Genomic DNA, 19,911 nt, shown 5'->3' on the forward strand with positions numbered 1-19,911 from the left:
CACCACCCAACGAGGAGCGATCATGATCTTCATTACCGTCAAATTCAATGTCAAGCCCGAATGGGTGGACCGCTGGCCGGAACTGACCAAAGATTTCACCGCCGCCACCCGTGCCGAGCCCGGCAACCTGTGGTTCGACTGGTCCCGCAGCCTGGAAAACCCCAACGAGTTTGTCCTCGTGGAGGCTTTCAAGGACGACGCCGCTGAGGCTCACGTGGGCAGCGATCACTTCCAGCAGGCCATGAAGGACATGGTCCAGGCGCTGGTGGAGACCCCGCAGATCATCAACACCGTCATTGAGGGCGATGAGTGGTCGCGGATGGGTGAACTGACCGTCGAATAGCGGCGACCGCCCCCGGGGCAGGGGGCCGGACCTACTTGGTTTCCAGCGTGTAGCCGGCCCGGGTCAGCATTTTCCGCAGGTCCACGACGGTCTGCTCGTCAATGTCCTTGCCCCGGGGCGGCTCAATAAAGTCCTTTTCACCGGCCAGGGTGACTTCATACTTGCCGTTGTGCTCCCTGGTGGTGTCAGCCACTTCGTCCAGCAGCGAGCGGACCCTCTTCCACTCGATGTTTGAACTGGTGGGATGCCGCAGGATCTGGTCCAGGGTGTCACGGTGATGGTTGTTCAGGTGCTTGGTCATCGGTAAACCTCCTGGCTCCAGTTCGCCACGCCGGAGTGCGGAGCGCAAGGGATGCACCGGCCTCCGGGGGCCGCCGGCCTCAGTTCCCGCGGGCGCCGATGACAAACCTGCGGATTCTCCGGGGCACCAGGTGGGCCAGCTGCGGGGCCAGCGTACGCGACCCGGCTTCCACCACCACTCCCCAGCCGGCCATGACCAGGAACGTCCACCACGCGGGGCCGACGATTCCGGCTCCCGGACCCGAGGCATTGCCGCCGGCGATGCCCTGTCCGGCCGCCACCAGGCTGAGGATCTGCAGTGCCGCACCCCCAAGACCGAAGACCACAGGCAGGGTCAGCCACGCCCGGCGGCCGTGCGGCTCCTTCCGGCCACGGCTGAGGAACCAGAAAACGGACGCAGCAGCGGCCAGCAGCAGCCCCAGGACTCCGACGGCGGCACTCGCCCACATGGGCAGGTTTCCCACGGTCAGCGGATAATCTCCCGGCAGGGGCAGTCCCAAGTTTGCGACCGCGGAGAGATGGCCGGCGGCGAAGGCCCAGGCCGACGCCGTGGGCAGCCAGAGCGGCGCGGCGAAGGCCACGGCTGCTCCGCCGTGCAGCAGTGCAGTGATAAACAGTGCTGTTCCGACTGCGAAGGTGTAGGCGAGATAGTGGCAGCCGGTGACGCGCAGCGCTGCCCGAAGACCCGGAAGGGCTGCCTCAGCCCGCCCGATCCAGCGGAGGCCTGTGCCGGCCTCACATTTGCGTCCCGCCCAGCTGGCCGCCGTTCCCAGCAACACGGCACCGGCCACCAGGCTCGGCGAGGCAGCCGTCAGGAAGGCGGCACCGTCGTCGGTGGTTCCGCGCAGTGAAACCAGCAGGCTCAGCGACACGGAAACCGCTGCCAGCGCCAGCCCGGTGACACCCGCATAGAGCCAGCGGAGCCCGTCGGATTCCAGTGCGGATTTCCGTTCCGCCCGGCGGCCGAGGCGCCACAGCGACGTCGTTGCCACAGCAGTGAGCAGCAGGGGAAGGGCGCCCACCCACACGCTCACCAGCGGGGCACCAAGGCTCGCATAGGCTGTGGAGGACACGGTCAGGACCGTTGTTCCGCCCAACGCCATGGCGGCCAGGAAAAACGGATAGATGGCCAGCGCCGAGGGGCCGTCAAGCCGCGCGCCCATGCTGCCGGCCGAATCATTCATCACGTTCAGCGCGCCGGCTCCGCCCAGGAAAAAGCCCAGAACCACCAGCGCCATGGTCACGAGGGCGGCACCCACGGTCAAGCCGTAGGCAATCAGCGCGGACTGCACCGCCAGCCACCAGCGCGGACTGCTGCTCGCGGGCGGGGACGGCAGAGCAAGGGTATCCGGACCTGCCGGCTTTCCGTTGTCCTGGTTATGCATCCATTCCCCCTGCAGAGCGTGAGCGGCGTTGCGCCGGATTCAAACATACAAGCTTCCGGCGGCGTCCTTTTCCGACCGGTTCCCTTCCAAAGCCCACAGCCCGTCCGGTTCCTTCTCTCCTCCTAGCCGTCAATCCCCAGATCCGGCAGCTGAAGGCCGTACCCGCGGCGCAGCGCGAGCTCTGCGGCGTGGTAGCCGCCCATGCCGTGCACTCCGGGTCCGGGCGGCGTGGACGCCGAGCAGAGGAAGACGCCCGGCACCGGAGTCTGCCACGGATTCACCGCCGGCACGGGGCGCGCCGCCATCTGCCACAGGTTCACGGCGCCGCCGCCAAAGTCCCCGCCCACATAGTTTTCGTTGTACCGTTCCAGGTCCGCCGCCGTCGTCACCTGCGAGCGCACGACGACGTCGCGGAAGCCGGGTGCGAAGCGTTCAATCTGCGCGGTGACGGCTTCGGTCATGTCCACCGTGGAACCGGCCGGAACGTGGCAGTAGGTCCACAGAATGTGGCGGCCCGCCGGTGCCCGGGACCGGTCAAAGCTGCTCGGCTGGGACAGCAGGACGTAGGGTTTCTCCGGATGCGTTCCGGCTGCCACCTGCGCCTCCGCCGCCGCAAGCTCGGCGCGGCGTCCGCCCAGATGCACCGTGCCGGCCCGGCCCACGTCCCCGTTGGCCCACGGCACCGGCCCGGAGAGGATGAAGTCCACTTTGCAGGCCGCGTTGCCGTACCGGAACCGCTCCAGGGCCCCCGCATAAGCACCCGGCAGTTCCGGTCCGGCCAGCTCCAGCAGGGTCCGGGGAGAAACGTCGAGCAGGACTGTCTTGGAGCTGCGGACCTCGTCCAGCGAGGACACCCGGTGGTCCGTGACCAGCTCGCCGCCGTGCGCCTGCAGGTCACGGACCATGGCATCGGCGATGGTCTGGGATCCGCCCTCGGGCACCGGCCAGCCCACGGTGTGGGCGAGCAGTGACAGCAGCAGGCCGCCGCCCGCCGAGGGCAGCGAGGGCATGCGCCCCACCGGATGAGCCGCTACGCCGGTGAGCAGTGCAGGTGCCTTGTCCGCGGAGAACCGCCGGTTCCACAGCGGGGTGCCCTGATCCAGGGCGGCCCGGCCAAAGGCCAGCGCTGCCGCCGGATGGCGGTAGCCCCGGATCAGCGGCGACATCAACAAATCGGTGATTGCTTCGCTGCGCTGCACCAGCGGGGCCAGCAGATTCCGGAAGGCGGGTCCGTCCGGACCCAGTCCCTCGACGGTGCGTTCCAGGTCCTTGTAGGCCAGTCCGGCGTCGCCTCCGTCCAGGGGATGTGCGTAGGAGATCTCCGGCACCGTGAGCTTGATCCGTTCGGCCAAGTCAAAGGCGCGGAAGAAGGGGGATGCCAGGGCCATGGGATGCACGGCCGAGCACACATCGTACCGGTGTCCGGGTTCCAGCAGCTCCTTGGTGCGGCTGCCGCCGCCGGCGGTGGCTCCGGCTTCAAAGACCCGTACCGACAGCCCGGCGCGGGCCATGATGACGGCCGCTGCCAGTCCGTTGGGTCCGGCGCCGACCACTGACACCTCGGTCATGGCGTTCCTGCTTCCTCGATCGTGGCTGTCGGCCTCCGGCGGCGGAGCCGGAACCGGTCCGGCGCGTGGTCAAAGGGCCCGCCCTGCGGATCATCGATGCCCAGGCGCCGCACCGGGTCACGCGCCGGCACCAGGATGTCGCTGGCCACTTGGGCCATCAGCCACGCCGTGGCCAGGACGTGGCCGGCCACGGCCCACACGTAGTAAGGGGCGTCGATGTTGTTTTGGGCGGGACCGCCGGAAGTCAGGGCTCCCAGATACATCCAGATGGCCCACCAGTGCAGCACTTCGAAAAACTGCCAGATCAGGAAATCGAGCCACCGGGGCCGGGCCAGGGCCACCAGCGGGATCAGCCAAAGCACAAACTGGGGCGAATACACCTTGTTGGTCAGGATGAAGGCCGCAACGATCAGGAAGGCCAGCTGCGCCAGCCGGGGGCGGCGCGGCGCGGCGAGCCCCAGCAGGGCAATGCCCGCGCACGCTGCCGCGAACAGGAAATAGGCCCAGAAGGTGATGAACCCTGCATCCGCCTGCGCCGCTCCCCACCGCTCGGCCAGCACGTTCCACGCGAACCATACGGAGGAGTATCCAGCCGGCCGTTCTTCGGTGAATGTGAGGAAGTATTTCCAGCCGGTGAAGTCGGCAGCCATGAAGGGCACGTTCACCACCAGCCAGGCGGCCGCGGCCCCGCCCAGGGCCTGAAACGCCGGGCGCAGCCGCATGGTCCGCAGCGCCAGGACCAGCACGGCACCGAGGATCAGCACCGGATACAGTTTCAACGCGGTTCCCAGTCCCAGCAGCACTCCGGCCAGGACCGGCCGGCTGCGCGCAAAGGCCAGCATGCCCAGGGCAGCCAGCAGCACGGCCCAGATGTCCCAGTTGATGAAGACCGACAGGATCATGGCGGGAGCCAGCGCCACCATGGCTGCATCCCAGGGCCTGCGGTTGGCCATCCGCAGGGTGGCAACAACGGTGGCGATCCAGGCCAGGACGGCCAGGACCGCGTTGATGTCGAAGTAGGCCAGAGCCCGTTCCTGCGACCCGCCGCCGGGCACCAGCAGCGCAACGGCGCCGGCCAGCAGGCCCAGCAGCACCGGATACTCAAAGGCGGCGTCCGGAGTCAGGAACGGAAACACTCCCTGCGCCAGGCCGCGGGACTCGAACAGGACCGGCCAGTCCGAATAGCAGGCCTGATAGAAATGGTCCGGCGAAGTCCAGCCGCCGGTGCGGCACGGCATTTTCACCAGCACCGCCAGCAGCGCCGCGGCGGTGGTCAGCAGGATCAGGACACGCTCCACCGTAAAGAACCCCGGCGTCACGACTCCCGGGGCGGTGTGGCGGCCCAGCGGGCCGCCGATGCCCTCGGTGAGGTTCCGCAGCAGCGGATCGTTGCGGCTGGGGACCACTATGCGCAGCGGCTGGCGTCGGGGCTTGGGCTCCATGCTTACCAGTATGCCGCGCCGGCCGGCGCGGCTCCCTTTCCGGGCGCGGCCGGCACCTCCGCATCCGGTCCGCTGCTGTGATGCCTAACACTAATCATTCAGGTGCAGGCCGTAGACTGGGGCCGGTCTTGCCGCATCAGGTGCGGCAATTGGATAACTTGTCTTCAAAGGAGAACCGTGGCTAAGAACCCCATTCGGGTCGCAATCGTTGGTGTGGGAAACTGTGCGGCGTCGCTGGTGCAGGGCGTGCAGTATTACCGCGATGCAGATCCGGACCTGACGGTCCCCGGCCTGATGCACGTGAAGTTCGGCAACTACCACGTCAACGACGTGCAGTTCGTGGCCGCCTTCGACGTCGACAGCAAGAAGGTCGGCCTGGACCTGGCGGACGCCATCGGTGCCAGCGAAAACAACACCATCAAGATCGCCGACGTCCCGCAGACCGGCATCACCGTGCAGCGCGGCCACACGCTCGACGGCCTGGGCAAGTATTACCGGGAGACCATCGTCGAGTCCGACGCCGAAGCCGTGGACATTGTTTCCGCGCTGAAGGACAACGCCGTTGACGTGATGGTTTGCTACCTGCCCGTGGGCTCCGAGCAGGCTGCCAAGTTCTACGCGCAGTGCGCCATTGACGCCGGCGTTGCCTTCGTGAACGCCCTGCCCGTCTTCATTGCCGGCACCAAGGAGTGGGCGGACAAGTTCACCGCGGCCGGCGTGCCCATCATCGGTGACGACATCAAGAGCCAGATCGGTGCCACCATTACGCACCGCGTCATGGCCAAGCTGTTCGAGGACCGCGGCGTCATCCTCGACCGCACCTACCAGCTGAACGTTGGCGGCAACATGGACTTCAAGAACATGCTCGAGCGGGAGCGCCTGGAGTCCAAGAAGATTTCCAAGACCCAGGCCGTCACCTCCAACACCTCGGCCAATTTGAAGGCCGACGACGTCCACATCGGCCCCTCGGACTACGTTGCCTGGCTCGATGACCGCAAGTGGGCCTTTGTCCGCCTGGAGGGCCGCAACTTCGGCGATGCCCCGGTGTCGCTGGAGTACAAGCTGGAGGTCTGGGACTCCCCCAACTCCGCCGGCGTCATCATCGATGCCATCCGGGCCGCCAAGATCGCCCTGGACCGCGGAGTGGGCGGACCGATCCTCTCGGCGTCGAGCTACTTCATGAAGTCGCCGCCGGAGCAGTACAACGATGACCTTGCCAAGGAAAAGGTGGAGCAGTTCATCCGTGGCGAGGTCGAGCGCTAAGACCGGCGCTTTTCCTCGTTCCGGCGTCCCCGGCGGACGGCAGGTCCGGTTCCCCCGCCGGGGAACCGGACCTGCCGCCGTTGCGGGAGGCCGCAGGCGGCTATGACAGGCCGGAGGGTGTTCCGTCCGCGCTAACGTCCATGCGCATGGCTGCCGGCGTCTTGGGCAATCCGGGCATGGTCATCACGGCGCCGGTGAGTGCGACGACGAACCCCGCCCCGGTCTTCAGGATCAGGTCCCTCACGTGCACGGTGAAACCGGTGGGAGCTCCGAGCAGTGCTGCATTGTCGGAGAACGAGTACTGGGTCTTGGCCATGCACACCGGCAGTCCGTCCCATCCCCCGGCCTTGATTTCCTCCAGCCGGCGCAGGGCCGGCAGCGCGAATTCGACGTCGTCGGCACCGTAAATGTCGCGGACCACCGTCCGGATCTTCTCCTCAACCGGCATGTCCAACGGGTACAGGTGGCGGAAATCCGCGGGCTTTTCCAGAGCTGCCAGCACCTCTGCGGCCAGGGCATCGCCGCCGCTTTCGCCGCCGCCATTGGCCCAGACGTCGGCCGCGGCCGCCGCGACCCCCTCGGCTGCGCACCACTGCAGCAGCCAGTCCACCTCCTCCTGCGTGTCCGTGGTGAAGGTGTTGACCGCCACCACGGGGCTCAGGCCGAACCTGCGAATGTTCCCGATGTGCCGGCGCAGGTTGGCGGTTCCGGCTTCAAGGGCGGCCGGAGCCGGCTCGCCGAGCCGATCCTTCGGCACGCCGCCGTGCATCTTCAGCGCACGGATCGTTGCCACCAGGACGACGGCGTCCGGGGCCACATCCGCGGCCCGCGAGGTGATGTCCATGTATTTCTCGGCGCCAAGATCGGCACCGAAGCCGGCCTCGGTGACCACGATGTCGCCAACGGTGCGGGCCAGTTCGGTGGCGATCACCGAGTTGCAGCCGTGCGCGATGTTGGCGAACGGTCCGCCGTGGACCAGGGCGGGCGTCCCGGCGAGGGTCTGGACCAGGTTCGGTTTCACTGCGTCTTTGAGCAGCAGCGTCAGTGCGCCCTCCACGCCCAGGTCCCGCACCGTGACCGGCCGCCGGTCGTAGGTGTACCCCACGGTGATGCGGGCCAGCCGCTCCTTGAGGTCGGCGAGGTCGCGGGCAAGGCAGAAGACGGCCATGATCTCGGAAGCTACGGTGATATCAAACCCGTCTTGGCGCGGAACGCCCTGCGCCGGCCCGCCCAGGCCGATCACGATGTCCCGCAGCGAGCGGTCATTCATGTCCATGACCCGGCGGAACGTGATCCGGCGCGGATCGATCCCCAGCTCGTTGCCCTGGTAGATGTGGTTGTCCACGAGCGCCGTCAACGCGTTGTTGGCGGTGGTGATGGCGTGGAAGTCACCGGTGAAGTGCAGGTTGATGTCCTCCATGGGCACCACCTGCGACCAGCCGCCGCCGGTGGCCCCGCCCTTCATGCCCAGCACGGGTCCCAGCGAGGGCTCCCGCAGGGCTATGACGGTGTTTGCCCCGGCTTTGGCCAGCGCATCGCCCAGCCCCACGGTGACCGTGGACTTGCCTTCACCGGCGGGGGTGGGACTCATGGCGGTAACCAGCACCACCTTGCCGCGGGTGCTGCGCGCGGGAACCAGTGCAGGGTCAACCTTGGCTTTGTACCGCCCGTACAGGTCCAGGGCTTCTTCCGGGATGCCGGCCGCACGGGCGATGTCCGTGACGGGCTTCATCACCGCCCGGCGGGAAATTTCCAAATCACTGGACATGTCAGCGGCAGCGCGCATGGTAGCGGTCCTTCCGGTTCCCGCCGATGGTTTTCATCGACGGTGGTGACGTACGAAACAAGCTATCAGCGCACGGAGTGCGCCGAGAACTGTTCAGCGGCCTGCAGATAGCTGTGCGCCGTGAGTGTGGCCGTGCGCTTCCAGCCAAACTCGGAGGCGTGCGCTGCGGCACCGTAGCCCAGCGCCCGCCGCAGCCCGGCGTCGTCGTACAGCCGTTCCAGCTCTGCGGACCAGCGCCCGCTCTCGTGGCCATCCACCAAAAGGCCGGTGCGGCCGTGCTCCACCGCCTTGGGCAGTCCGCCGACGTTGGCGGCCAGCACCGGAGTGCCGCAGGCTTGAGCCTCGAGGGCCACAAGGCCGAAGGACTCGCTGAAGGAGGGCACCGCAACGACGTCGGCAGCCCGGAACCACTCAGCCAGGACGGCGGCATTCACGGGCGGCCGCAGGGACACCTGCCCGTGCAGCCCCAGCGAATCCACCAGCGGCTGCAGATCCAGGACCTCGGCGCCGCTCCCGGCGCCGAGCACGGTGACGTGCAGCGGGATGTCCGGACGGCGGGCGTGCAGTTCAGCGGCGGCCCTGATCAGCACCTGGGGGCCCTTCATCCGCTGGATGCGGCCGGCAAACACGATGTGGAACACGCCGCGGGGTACGCCCATGCGCACACGGGACGCGCCGGAGTTCCGGCTGGAGAAAACCTGAAGGTCAACGCCGGGCGCCACAACGTCCACCGCGCGCGGATCGGCTCCGTACAGCGACTCCAGCTCGGCCGCTTCGGTGCTGGTATTGGCGATCAGGCGGGTGGCGCCATCCACGATGTCCTGTTCGCCGTCAATGCGCACCCGGGGCTCGGGCTTCTCGCCGGCCTGCAGACGGAGGTTCTTCACCCGGGCCATGGTGTGCATGGTGTGCACCAGCGGGAGGTCCCAGGCCCGCGCAACAGCGAGGCCGGCCGTGCCGGAGACCCAGTAGTGCGAATGGATAACGTCGAAACGCCGGTGGGACCGGTAGGGATGGATGCCTGTGACGGCCGCTGCAAGGTCCGCTTCCAGTTCCGGCAGAGCTTCCTTGGCGATCTTCCGGCGCGGTCCCGCGGCGACATGGCGAACCGTGACACCGGGACACAGCTCCGCGGCCGGAGGCTGCTGCGGGTCCGACGCACGTGTGAAAATCTCGACTTCAACGCCTGATGAAGCCAGCTCGACAGCTACAGAGCGCACATAAACGTTCATGCCGCCGGCATCACCGGAGCCTGGCTGCTCCAACGGTGACGTGTGCAAGGAGAGCATGGCGACACGCTTTACCTGAAGCAACAGCACTCCCTTCCTGGCCGGCCGCTGTCCTTGTCCCCTACTGACTTTATAACGACACGGCACAGAGCATGGTTTCCGTGCCGTAAGGGGAGGCCCCGGCAACAACCGGGGGTGCCCGCACGATACAGCGCGGACACCCCCGTTTTTGTTCCCGGCGGTTCGGTGGGCTGCTTCACCGCCAGGTGTTCTGACCCATCAAATGCCAGTTTGGGCCGTTCCAGCACTGGTCCAGGCGGGCCTGGTGAACGGCGTCGGCGCGGGCGAAGGACGCGAGCAGTCGGTTAAGCATGGCGAACACCTCCTTTCCGGGCGGCGTAGGGACGCGGGGTGTTTCGGGGGTTTCGGGCACTTCAGGGGTTGCCCGTGTTTCAGGGACTCCGGGTGCTTCAGGGGCCGCCGAGGCTTTTATCGGAACGGAAAAGGGCAGGGTGGATTTAGGCACAATAAACTCCGGAAAAGGGCGCACCATTTTTGGGTGCGCAAAAAGAAACAACAATGAAAAGGAAAGGTTCACGGAACCAATAAGGAGGCCGGACAAAACTATCCGGGCAAGAACGTCCCGGAAAAGAATGCGCCCCAGGCCATTTCCCGAGGGGACTCTCCCGGCGGGACAGTCTCAGCATCGGGATCATCCGGCACCGTGTCCTGGGACCGGAATGCCGTTGGCTCGCCAGCCGTCCGCCCTCGGCCCGCACTTCAAGTCCCGCGGCGTGGCCGCACCAGGGGCACACCGCGCAGCGGCCGCCCAAGGAAACTTAGTGGGGTTTGAGAGGAAAGATCAGCACCGGGGGCTGCGGCTAACCGCTGCCCAACAGGCGGGGCAGGTTACCCGCGGCCGCCGTCGAACGGGCGCCAAGTGATTCCGAAGCCGGCCGTGCCGGCAGCCGTACCGCTGCCGGCCACCCGTCGTCCAAGGGTCCGCATAAGCGGAGCAGTCGAAGGGACAGACGTGCGGGCCTGCGGGCAGGCGGCCGACGCGGCAGTGAGGAATGTGTGGATGATCATTACCCCACCTCCCTTTCATGAGTGCATGGACTTGCGGATGGACCGGCCGCGGTTCTGCGGACCGAATAACAGGACTTGATTGGCTGATGCGGAATCCACCTGTAGGAAAGTGGCCGCAGGAAAAACATACAACAGGTTTCCGTTCCCTGCCAAGACATTTACGGAAACTTTTTTACATTCTTTGAAGATCTAATAGTTCCAGCGCACGATGGCGGGGGTGTGCTTATCCCAGCCCAGAGTACAAACCGCAGCCGTTCCGAGCACAAAGTGCCGTCCCTGCTCCGCCGGAAGCCCCAGCCAGCGGGCAGCGAGAATGCGCAGGAAGTGGCCGTGTGCAACCAGGAGGACCTTTTCCACCGGAGCGGTGTCCGGGGAGCGGTCCATTGGTGTTCCGCAGCCGGCCTGCACGAGCGAAATGATGCGGTCGGCCCGCTCCGCCACCTGGTCCAGGGTTTCTCCGTTGGGGACGCCGTCATTCCAGATCAGGTATCCGGGGTTCTCGGCGCGGACCTGGGTGCTCTTGCGGCCCTCGTTGTCTCCGTAGTCCCACTCATGTGCGTGGGGAAGGATCTGCGGGTCCGGGTAACCCACCAGCTCGGCGGTGCGCCGCGCGCGAATCAGCGGGGAGGACAGTACGAGATCGAAGTCCACCGCTCCAATCTTCTCCTTGGCCGCGACGGCCTGGGCCTCGCCCGCATCCGTCAGGGGAATGTCCGTCAGACCGGTGTAGTTCCCCTCACGGGACCACTCCGTTTCACCGTGGCGCAGCAGCCACAGGCGCGGCAGCCGGGTGCCTGCCGGCGTCGTATCCGGAACCGCGGGACCGAAGTCCTCAGCGTTGCTCATTTACTTCCTTCCGCTTGTCAGGACGGGTTTCCGTCCGACTCCATTTTGGCACCGCCGCGGGCGGAGGCATCGCCGGAGCCTTCAGCGGAAGGAGCAGTGCCCGCTCCGGCGGTGCCGTCTCCGCCGTCCGGCGCGGCAGCGGAATTCTCGGGATTCTCAGGCTGGGAGGCCCACCAGCTGCGGAGCATGTCCGCCGCTTCAGCCTCGGTGGCCGGCCCCTTTTCCATCCGCTCTTCCAGCAGGAACCGGTAGGCGCGGCCCACCACGGGCCCGGGCCGGATGCCCAGCAGGGCCATGATCTGCTGCCCGTCCAGATCGGGGCGGATGGCGGCCAGTTCCTCCTGCTCGGCGAGCGCGGTGATGCGTGCCTCCAGGTCGTCATAGGCGAAGGCCAAACGTTCAGCCTTGCGCCGGTTGCGGGTGGTGACGTCGGACCGGGTCAGCCGGTGCAGCCGCTGCAGCAGCGGGCCGGCGTCGTTGACGTAGCGGCGAACGGCGGAATCGGTCCAGCCGGCATCTCCGTACCCGTAGAACCGCATGTGCAGCTCCACCAGCCGCGACACCGCCTTGATGGTGTCATTGTCGAAGCGCAGCGCCTTCATCCGCTTGGCGGTGAGTTTGGAACCCACGGCATCGTGGTGCAGGAAGCTGACCGACCCGTTGGGCTCGAACCGGCGGGTGGCGGGCTTGCCGACGTCGTGCATCAGCGCGGCGAACCTGAGGACGAAATCCGGTCCGGGCACGGCGCCGTCGGCGTCCGTTTCGTGGCTGCAGGCCTGCCGGAGAACCGTCAGCGAGTGCTGGTAGACGTCTTTGTGGCGGTGGTGCTCGTCGATTTCCAGTTTCAGGGCCGAGACCTCCGGCAGGACGTGTTCGGCCAGACCGCTTTCCACGAGCAGGTCGATCCCGGTCCAGGGTGCCTTCCCGTTGATCAGTTTCATCAGCTCGTCGCGGACCCGTTCGGCGGAGATGATGGTGATGCGGCCGGCCATGTCCTTCATGGCCTCGAAAACCTCGGGCGCCACGTCCACTTCCAGCTGGGAGGCAAAGCGGGCGGCGCGCATCATCCGCAGCGGGTCGTCGGAGAACGACGTCGACGGGGCGCCGGGGGTGCGCACGAGGCCCGCGTGCAGGTCCTTCACTCCCCCGAACGGGTCCACCAGTTCCATCGACGGCAGCCGCAGGGCCATGGCGTTCATGGTGAAGTCGCGGCGGAAGAGATCGTCTTCGAGCTTGTCCCCGAACGCCACGGCGGGTTTGCGTGAGTCCGGATCGTAGGCGTCGGCCCGGTACGTGGTGATTTCTATCTGGAAGCCGGCTTTGCGCATGCCGATGGTCCCGAAGGCGCGCCCGATCTCCCAGTAGGTGTCGCACCAGCGGCGGATGACGCCAATGATGTCGTCGGGGCGGGCATTGGTGGTGAAATCCAGGTCCGGGGACACCCGTCCCAGAAAGAGGTCCCGCACCGGACCGCCCACGAGGGAAAGCTCGTAACCGGCGTCTTGGAACAACTCCCCGAGTTCGCCGACAACGGTGGGGAGAGGTGTTTTCAGGGCCGAGCTGTCAAAAAGGTGCGCCATAGTGCTTTAAGCGTGCCAGATAAAAGACCGGAGGGCGCACAGCGGACGCCTTCCCGGAGCCGGACACGCCGGGCATTCCCGCTTCCCCTCCGGGGCGCCGCTGCACAGTCATCATCCCCGGACAAAGATCGTTAGAGTGGTCCTATGGCCCATCCCGTACCGAGCGCACCCAAGCGAACCCCGTTGACGGCGTCAATGGGCAGCGCTGCCGCGCATCCGGTGCATGCTTCCCTTCCCACGGTGGAAGAGGTCTCTGCGGGAGGAATCGTGGTTGATTCCACGTCTGCGGACCTGCCCGTGGCGATCATCGCCCGGCTAAACCGGGGCGGCCGGCTGGAATGGTGCCTCCCCAAGGGCCATCCGGAAAACGATGAGGACAGCCGCGAAGCAGCCATCCGGGAAATCGCCGAGGAAACCGGCATCGACGGACGGATCCTGACCGCCCTGGGCAGCATCGACTACTGGTTCACGGTGAGCGGGCACCGGGTGCATAAAACCGTGCACCACTTCCTGCTGGCTGCCACGGGCGGCCACCTGACCATCGAAAATGATCCGGACCACGAAGCCGTTGATGTCGCCTGGGTTCCGCTCGCGGAGCTGGGCAAGCGGCTCTCCTTCCCCAATGAGCGGCGCATCGCTGATCTGGCGCGGGAAATCCTTCCCCGGTATCTCTGACCGCGCCAGCCATCTGCGCCCGCGCTCCGACGCGGCGGCGGTGCACCCGGTTTAATTGCTGCGCCCGTGAAGTGAGAGCATAGGGACACGATGGCCGAAAACAATATTGCTCCCAGCACGGCGCGCTCCAGCGCTGTCATGGCAGCTGGAACCCTCATGTCCCGCGTCCTGGGTCTTGTCCGAACCGCCCTTTTGGCCGTGGCCATTGGCAACACGGGCCTGGTGACGGACATCTTCAGCTCCGCCAACGTGCTGCCCAACTTTATCTATCTGCTGCTGGCCGGCGGCGTCTTCAACGCCGTGCTGGTGCCGCAGATCATCAAGGCCAGCAAGCGGCCGGACCGGGGCCGGGAATTCGTCTCGTCAATCATGACCCTCAGCCTGCTCGGGCTGGCCGCCCTGGCACTGGTTGCAACGCTTGCCGCGCCGTGGATCCTGCGACTGGTGACACAGCTGGACGAGACCCAGCTCCCGCTGGCCACGACCTTTGCCTATTGGCTCTTTCCGCAGATCTTCTTCTACGGCGCCTACGCGGTCATCGGACAGACGCTCAACGCCAACGGCCGCTTCGGTGCCTATATGTGGGCTCCGGTGGTCAACAACGTGGTTGCCATCGCCGGAATCATTTTGTTCATCGCGCTGATCGGACGGGAAGAGAGCAACGCCTTCTCACCGGACAACTGGAGCACATCCGCCACGGTGCTGCTGGCCGGCAGCACCACCCTTGGCATCATTGTGCAGGCCGTCGTGCTGCTGATCCCGCTGCGCAAACTCGGATTGGGCCTGCGCTTCAACCTCCGGATGCGCGGAATCGGCCTGCGGCAGACCGGCAAGGTGGCCAAATGGACCATCATCACCATGCTGGTGGGCAACGGCGCCTACCTCGTCTACACCAAAATCGCCACCATTGCCACCGCCGCACGCCCCGCCTATGCGGCAATGAACCCGCCGGAAGTTATTGCCGGGCACCTGAACCTTGAGACGGCTTCCATGTTCTACATGATTCCGCACTCCGTCATCACGCTGTCTCTGGCCACGGTGCTGTTCAACCAGATGTCCCACGCGTACACGGAGCGGAATCTGGGCGCGGTCCGGGACACCATCTCCTCCGGGCTCCGGGCCATCGGCGTAGCCACCGTCTTCTGCTCAGCCGTCCTGGTGGTGCTGGCCGGACCCCTCAGCATGTGGTTCAGCGGCGGTTCCAATGACTCTGCCGTGGTCCAGGCCCAGGTCCTGGTGCTGCTGGCGGTCAGCGCGCCCTTCCTCAGCGCCACCTTCCTCATGAACCGCGCCTTCTACGCCGATGAAGACGGCAAGACACCGATGATCATGCAGATCATCCTCTCCGTGTTCGGCATTGCGCTGGCGCTGGGCGCCGCAGCACTGCCGCCCAACCGGATCGTCTTTGGCCTCGCCGTCGCGTATTCCCTGGGCAACATTGCCGGAGTAATCGTCAGCCACATCTTCCTGACGCGGAAGCTGGGCTCCTACGGAGCCGGGGAAATCTTCGACGTCCACGTCCGGCTGACGCTCGCAGCCTTGGGCTGCGCTGTTGTCGGGTCAGCGGCTCTGGGGGTGCTGGGCGGCTATTCGGCGGATGGGTTCGCCTGGTCGTCCCTGACCGGTTCACTGGTGGCACTGCTGGTCTGCGGATCGCTGATGGCTGCGTCCTACTTCTTCATGCTGCGTGCCTTGAAGGTCAAGGAGCTTGATGCCTTCCTCGAACCTTTCCTGGCGAAGGTTCGCCGTTAGCGCCGCGTGATGCGTCCGGACACCTGCGGCTCCCCTGAAGGGTTTCGCAATTCCCGCAGGTAGCATGGGTACAAAGCATGCGATGCAGTCTCGTCATCAAGTAAGCAGCAGGGCAGTCCGCAGTAACCAGCCACATAAAAAGTACGCACTAATTTGCCGTTTCCATGGGAGGAACACGTGCCACAGCCGGTAGACGTTGGCTCAACGCTGGGGGGCCGCTACAAAGTGACCGCCCAGGTCCTGGCCTCAGCAGAGCATGACCTGGTCCTGGACGGCGTGGACCAGGTGCTGAACCGCGCGGTAAGCATCCTCCTGGCCGCACCCGAGAACACTTCCCAGGTCAGCGCCAGCGCCCGGGAGATTGCCACCGGTGAGCGGGCCAGCAATGTCCAGGTCTTGGACCTCGGCGTGAGCGACGGCCGCACCTACCTGGTGACCAACAATGCCAATGCGGCGGACCTGTTGGATCTGGTCATCCAGCGCGACGCTCCGTACGTGGAGCCGTTCTTCACCGACACCCTCGGCTCCGAAATCTTCGGTATGCCCCGCTCGCGGGAACCCGAGACCGAGGAAGAGGACCGGTATGTGGAGGAACCGGCGGAACGAGCGCCGCGCAAACCCCTGATGTCCGGCCGTCCCCTGCCGAAGCTTCCCAAGTTCGGCCGGTCCGCCGGCGCCGGTGCCGTGATCTCGGACGCCGAAGAAGCCGCTGCCGCCCGGGACCTGGAGTTCGGCGAAGCCGAGGACGCACCCGCCGAAGCCGCCACCGGTGCGGCCGCCATGCCCCCGCCGCCTTCCGCGCGGCCCAAATCAGGCGTCAGCGCCCCGGAACGCGCCAAGGCACCGGCAACCGGCCAAACCCCCAAAGTTTCACGCTGGACCGAAACCGACTACTCCGAGGACATCCCCTCCGACGACGGCGAAGCCGACGCCCGCACTTCCGTCGAGGAAATCCCGGCGCGGGATTCAGGACGCCGGCCCTCCAGCTTCCCCAAGTCTGCGGTGGCAGCCTCTGTTGCAGGATCCGGCAACGGCTATGACGAGCATGACCCGGAGGAGGACGGATACGACGAGGATGACGATGACGCCTCGCCGCGCGGCAACCGCACCATTGGGCGTGTCCTCGTGGGGGCCGTGCTGACACTGGTGCTGATTGCCGCCGTCGTCCTGTCCGTCGGCACGCTCGGCAGGGTTGGGGGCGACGATCCCCAGGCCGGCACGGACACGCCTCCCTCGGCAGCTGCGCCGGAGCAGGCTCCGACGGCCGATGCCCCTGCTGAGGAATCCGCAGCCCCTGCTCCCGTGCCGGCCGGGGTCACCCGGCTGGTTCCCGCCAACCCCGCCCTGGATGCCGAAAACGACGGTGCGCTTCCGCAGATCCTCGACGGAAACCCGGCGTCGTACTGGTCCAGCTACGAATACGCCAACGACGCCTTCGGCGGGTACGCCCCTAATCTGGCCCTCGTTGTCGAGCTGGAGGAGGAATCTGCGATCAACAAGATCGACATCACCCAGCTCAACGGCACAGGCGGCAGCTTCTCCGTGCTGCTCAATGATTCCCCGACCCTGGACGGTGCCACCACCGTGGCGGAAACAGGCTTCACCGGCCCCACCACCAGCATCCAGGTGCCGAAGACCAACGGTGAAACGGCCACGGCGCAGTACGTGATCGTCAACTTTACCCAGCTGCCGCGCCTCAGCGGGCTGCCAGCCACCTATCCGTGGGGCCTGCGCATCGCCGAAATCGGCGTTTCTTAAAGGCGGACGCCCGCCGGGATCGGCCCCGGACACCTCCGGGGCGGTCCCCGGCGTGTGCGGGGCGTCCCTCCCGGAATAAGCTGGACCTTGCAACGGTTGTGTCCAATGATCCCGGAGTGAGCCCGCGGCACCATGGTTCATCAGGACTGCGGCCGGATCACAGAAGTTTTCAAACAGGAAGAGGAACACCTAACCGTGAGCATCGAAACCCCCGCCGCCGACGGCGTACGCGACGTCATCATTGTCGGTTCCGGTCCGTCCGGTTACACGGCCGCCGTTTACACGGCCCGTGCCAATCTCAAGCCGCTGCTGATTGCCAGCTCGGTCACGGCCGGCGGTGAGCTGATGAACACCACCGATGTGGAGAACTTCCCCGGTTTCCCCGAAGGCGTGATGGGCCCGGATTTGATGGCCCAGTTCGAAAAGCAGGCGGCCCGCTTCGGCACCGAGATCCTGTTCGAGGACGTCACCTCCCTGGAGCTCGACGGCGACATCAAGAAGGTGACCATCGGCACCGGAGAAACGTTCCAGGCACGTGCCGTCATCATTTCCACCGGCTCGGCATACCGGGAACTGGGACTCGAAGATGAGAAGCGGCTTTCCGGCCGCGGAGTGAGCTGGTGTGCCACCTGCGACGGGTTCTTCTTCAAGGGACAGGACATCGCCGTCATCGGCGGCGGCGACTCCGCCCTCGAGGAGGCACTGTTCCTTACGAAGTTCGCCTCCAGTGTCACCGTGGTGCACCGCCGGTCCACCCTTCGCGCCTCCAAGATCATGCAGGACCGGGCCCTCTCCCACGAGAAGATCCGCTTTGTTTGGGACTCGGAAGTAGCGGGCATTCACGGCGAGGACAAGGTCACAGGACTTCGCCTGCGCAACACCGTGGACGGTTCGGAGTCCGACCTCGCCGTTACCGGCGTCTTCGTCGCCATCGGCAACGATCCGCGGACCGATCTGGTCAAGGACCAGCTGGAGCTGACCAGCGAGGGCACCATCGCCGTCGCAGGACGCACCTCCAAGACCTCCCTGCCCGGTGTCTTCGCCGCCGGCGATGTCATCGACCCCACCTACCGGCAGGCAATCACCGCCTCGGGTTCGGGCTGCGTGGCCGCCATCGACGTCGAGCACTACCTGGCTGATCTGGGCGACTCGGTTTCCACCGCTGCCGAAGTACCCACCCCGCCGGCTGAAGCCGTTTCCGAAAACGCCGCCCTCTAAAGTTCGTAAAATCCGTTAGGAGCAACACATGAGCAACGCAAAAGACGTCACCGACGCATCATTCAGTGCCGACGTCCTCACCGCAGACAAGCCGGTCATCGTCGATTTCTGGGCAGAATGGTGCGGCCCGTGCCGCATGCTCTCCCCCATCCTCGACGACATCGCCGCACAGTACGCGGACAAGGTGGACGTCGTGAAGGTGAACGTGGATGACAATCCCGCCATCGCCGCCAAGTACGGCATCACTTCCATTCCCGCTGTTTACGTGTTCCAGGGCGGTGAGGTTGCTGCCACGTCCATCGGCGCCAAGCCCAAGCAGGTCCTGGAACAGGAATTTGCGGCCTTCCTGAAGTAAGTTTCCCACCATGAACCCGGCAGGAGATTCCCTGCGGAGGATGGACGCCAGCCGGCGTGTTGCAGCGCTTCGCGAAGCGCTGCTGCGCGCCGGCATCTCCATGTCCTATCTGGCTCCGGACTCCGTCAACAATCCCGACCTTTTTGACGATCATGTGGACGCCGCTGTCCGTTCCTTCCAGCAGAGCCGCGGCCTCATTGTGGACGGCGTGGCCGGACCCGACACCCTGCGTGCCCTGACCGAAGCGCAGTTCCGCTTTGGGGACCGCACCCTGGCCCTGGTTGAAGGCCAGCAGCCGGTTCGAGGCGACGACGTTGCCGAACTGCAGCGCCACCTCTCCCACCTGGGGTTCTATTACGGCCACATCGACGGCGAATTCAATGTCCGCACCCGCTATGCCGTCGCCGAGCTGCAGAACAACCTCGGAATTCCCGGCACCGGCGTCTGTGATCAGGACACCATTCGAGCCATGGCGCGGATCAACCGGGCAATCTCACCCAGCCAGGCCTTCGCGCTGCGGGATTATGAGCGGCTGGACCGTTCCACTGCCGCCCTGCGGGGACGGCTGATTGCCCTTAGCACCGGAGGTTCGGAGCTTGCCTCGCCGCACGCCGTCGATCGGCTCACGTCGCAGCCCCTGACCGAGGCACTGGTGGCCGCGGACATTGGCCGGCGGGTGGAGCGCATCCTGCGGGAGTTCGGTGCCGGAGTTGCCTCCCGCGGGTCCGCCCTTACCGGCGTGGTAGGCGACGGTGAGACCGTGCCCAGCCTCAGCCTGGACCTGCACTGCGACTGGCTGGACCAGCAGGCGGCATCGGGCATCGCTGCCTTCTACTGGGGCCTGCCCGGAACCGGTGAACCGCGTTCCCCCATTGGCCACCGCGCCGCCATCCTGCTGATGAAGGAGCTGGCTGCCAGAACCGGCATGGACAGCCTCGGTGTCCATGGACGCACCTGGGACACCCTGAAACTCTCCGGTATTCCGTCGGTGGGCCTGGACTTGGGCTACCTAAGTAACCGCGGTGACGCGGATCGCCTTGCTGATCCGGTGTTCCGTCAAACAGTTGCCGATTCCATCGTGATAGGCATCCAGCGGCTCTACCTGCTCGAGGAAGAGGACCAGCCCACGGGTACCCTTGCCCTGGACGATGTCTCCCGCTTCAATCCCGTCGACGAGCCCGCAGAACAGCGGGTGGGCGGGCTCTAGACCCCGTTCCACCGCACAGCACGGCGACGGCGGCATCCTTGACAGGGGTGCCGCCGTCGCCGTTTTTCGTTTGCCCCCAAAACGCCTGGGCCCAGCTGCCGGCAGTGCGTGCTAC

17 protein-coding genes are annotated in these 19,911 nt (G+C 66.1%); 8 read left to right on the forward strand and 9 right to left on the reverse strand.

The features are described 5' to 3' along the window. The first annotated feature begins 22 nt into the window (after positions 1–22). Entirely contained in the window at positions 23–343 is a 321-nt protein-coding gene (locus tag MUG94_RS17020; protein ID WP_227890914.1) for a putative quinol monooxygenase, read from the forward strand. 31 nt (positions 344–374) lie between these two features. On the opposite strand, the gene MUG94_RS17025 is transcribed toward MUG94_RS17020, so the two are convergent. The 4 genes from MUG94_RS17025 to MUG94_RS17040 all read right to left on the reverse strand — a co-directional run bounded on the left by MUG94_RS17025 (position 375) and on the right by MUG94_RS17040 (position 5,038). Further along, complete coding sequence (locus tag MUG94_RS17025) at positions 375–644, reverse strand: hypothetical protein (RefSeq protein ID WP_227890915.1); 270 nt, start codon at positions 642–644, stop codon at positions 375–377. A 79-nt stretch (positions 645–723) separates the two neighbouring features. Next, positions 724–2,028, reverse strand: coding sequence for a hypothetical protein (locus MUG94_RS17030; protein WP_227907309.1), 1,305 nt, complete (start codon positions 2,026–2,028; stop codon positions 724–726). Positions 2,029–2,150: 122 nt separating this feature from the next. Then, positions 2,151–3,596 (reverse strand): phytoene desaturase family protein, encoded by a 1,446-nt coding sequence (locus MUG94_RS17035; RefSeq protein WP_227907313.1) that lies wholly within the window; start codon positions 3,594–3,596, stop codon positions 2,151–2,153. Then, the gene (locus MUG94_RS17040; protein ID WP_227907317.1) at positions 3,593–5,038 is read right to left on the reverse strand and encodes a glycosyltransferase family 87 protein; all 1,446 of its coding nucleotides are present in this window, start codon (positions 5,036–5,038) and stop codon (positions 3,593–3,595) included. Before MUG94_RS17040 ends, MUG94_RS17035 begins: the two co-directional genes overlap by 4 nt. A gap of 177 nt (positions 5,039–5,215) precedes the next feature. On the opposite strand from MUG94_RS17040, the gene MUG94_RS17045 reads away from it, so the two are divergent. Beyond that, positions 5,216–6,301, forward strand: a complete 1,086-nt coding sequence (locus MUG94_RS17045; RefSeq protein ID WP_227890919.1) for an inositol-3-phosphate synthase — start codon at positions 5,216–5,218, stop codon at positions 6,299–6,301. Between the two features lie 100 nt (positions 6,302–6,401). On the opposite strand, the gene MUG94_RS17050 is transcribed toward MUG94_RS17045, so the two are convergent. The 5 genes from MUG94_RS17050 to MUG94_RS17070 form a co-directional block, all read right to left on the reverse strand. Then, complete coding sequence (locus MUG94_RS17050; protein WP_227907318.1) at positions 6,402–8,087, reverse strand: formate--tetrahydrofolate ligase; 1,686 nt, start codon at positions 8,085–8,087, stop codon at positions 6,402–6,404. Between the two features lie 65 nt (positions 8,088–8,152). Next, positions 8,153–9,400, reverse strand: a complete 1,248-nt coding sequence (mshA, locus tag MUG94_RS17055) for a D-inositol-3-phosphate glycosyltransferase (protein WP_227907319.1) — start codon at positions 9,398–9,400, stop codon at positions 8,153–8,155. 825 nt (positions 9,401–10,225) lie between these two features. Continuing rightward, the gene (locus MUG94_RS17060) at positions 10,226–10,405 is read right to left on the reverse strand and encodes a hypothetical protein (protein WP_227890922.1); all 180 of its coding nucleotides are present in this window, start codon (positions 10,403–10,405) and stop codon (positions 10,226–10,228) included. Positions 10,406–10,594: 189 nt separating this feature from the next. After that, a complete protein-coding gene (locus MUG94_RS17065) occupies positions 10,595–11,251 on the reverse strand; it encodes a histidine phosphatase family protein (protein ID WP_227890923.1) in 657 nt (218 codons plus the stop codon). Between the two features lie 17 nt (positions 11,252–11,268). Beyond that, positions 11,269–12,831 carry a CCA tRNA nucleotidyltransferase gene (locus MUG94_RS17070; RefSeq protein ID WP_227907321.1) on the reverse strand — a complete coding sequence of 521 codons (1,563 nt, stop codon included), beginning with the start codon at positions 12,829–12,831 and terminating at the stop codon, positions 11,269–11,271. Positions 12,832–12,975: 144 nt separating this feature from the next. Between MUG94_RS17070 and MUG94_RS17075 the strand changes: the two genes are divergently transcribed. The 6 genes from MUG94_RS17075 (at position 12,976) to MUG94_RS17100 (ending at position 19,796) form a co-directional block, all read left to right on the forward strand. Beyond that, a complete protein-coding gene (locus tag MUG94_RS17075; RefSeq protein WP_227890925.1) occupies positions 12,976–13,506 on the forward strand; it encodes an NUDIX hydrolase in 531 nt (176 codons plus the stop codon). A gap of 90 nt (positions 13,507–13,596) precedes the next feature. Continuing rightward, entirely contained in the window at positions 13,597–15,258 is a 1,662-nt protein-coding gene (gene murJ, locus MUG94_RS17080; RefSeq protein ID WP_227907324.1) for a murein biosynthesis integral membrane protein MurJ, read from the forward strand. Between the two features lie 177 nt (positions 15,259–15,435). After that, positions 15,436–17,016 (forward strand): discoidin domain-containing protein, encoded by a 1,581-nt coding sequence (locus MUG94_RS17085; RefSeq protein WP_227907327.1) that lies wholly within the window; start codon positions 15,436–15,438, stop codon positions 17,014–17,016. 195 nt (positions 17,017–17,211) lie between these two features. Beyond that, positions 17,212–18,234: a thioredoxin-disulfide reductase gene (gene trxB / locus MUG94_RS17090; RefSeq protein WP_227890928.1), complete on the forward strand. Its 1,023-nt coding sequence runs from the start codon at positions 17,212–17,214 to the stop codon at positions 18,232–18,234. 28 nt (positions 18,235–18,262) lie between these two features. Further along, positions 18,263–18,589 (forward strand): thioredoxin, encoded by a 327-nt coding sequence (gene trxA / locus MUG94_RS17095; protein WP_227890929.1) that lies wholly within the window; start codon positions 18,263–18,265, stop codon positions 18,587–18,589. A 10-nt stretch (positions 18,590–18,599) separates the two neighbouring features. Continuing rightward, positions 18,600–19,796 (forward strand): peptidoglycan-binding protein, encoded by a 1,197-nt coding sequence (locus MUG94_RS17100; RefSeq protein ID WP_227907329.1) that lies wholly within the window; start codon positions 18,600–18,602, stop codon positions 19,794–19,796. Positions 19,797–19,911 lie beyond the last annotated feature (115 nt).

The sequence above is a fragment of the Arthrobacter gengyunqii genome, from assembly GCF_023022985.1.
Classification (GTDB): Bacteria; Actinomycetota; Actinomycetes; order Actinomycetales; family Micrococcaceae; genus Arthrobacter_B; species Arthrobacter_B gengyunqii.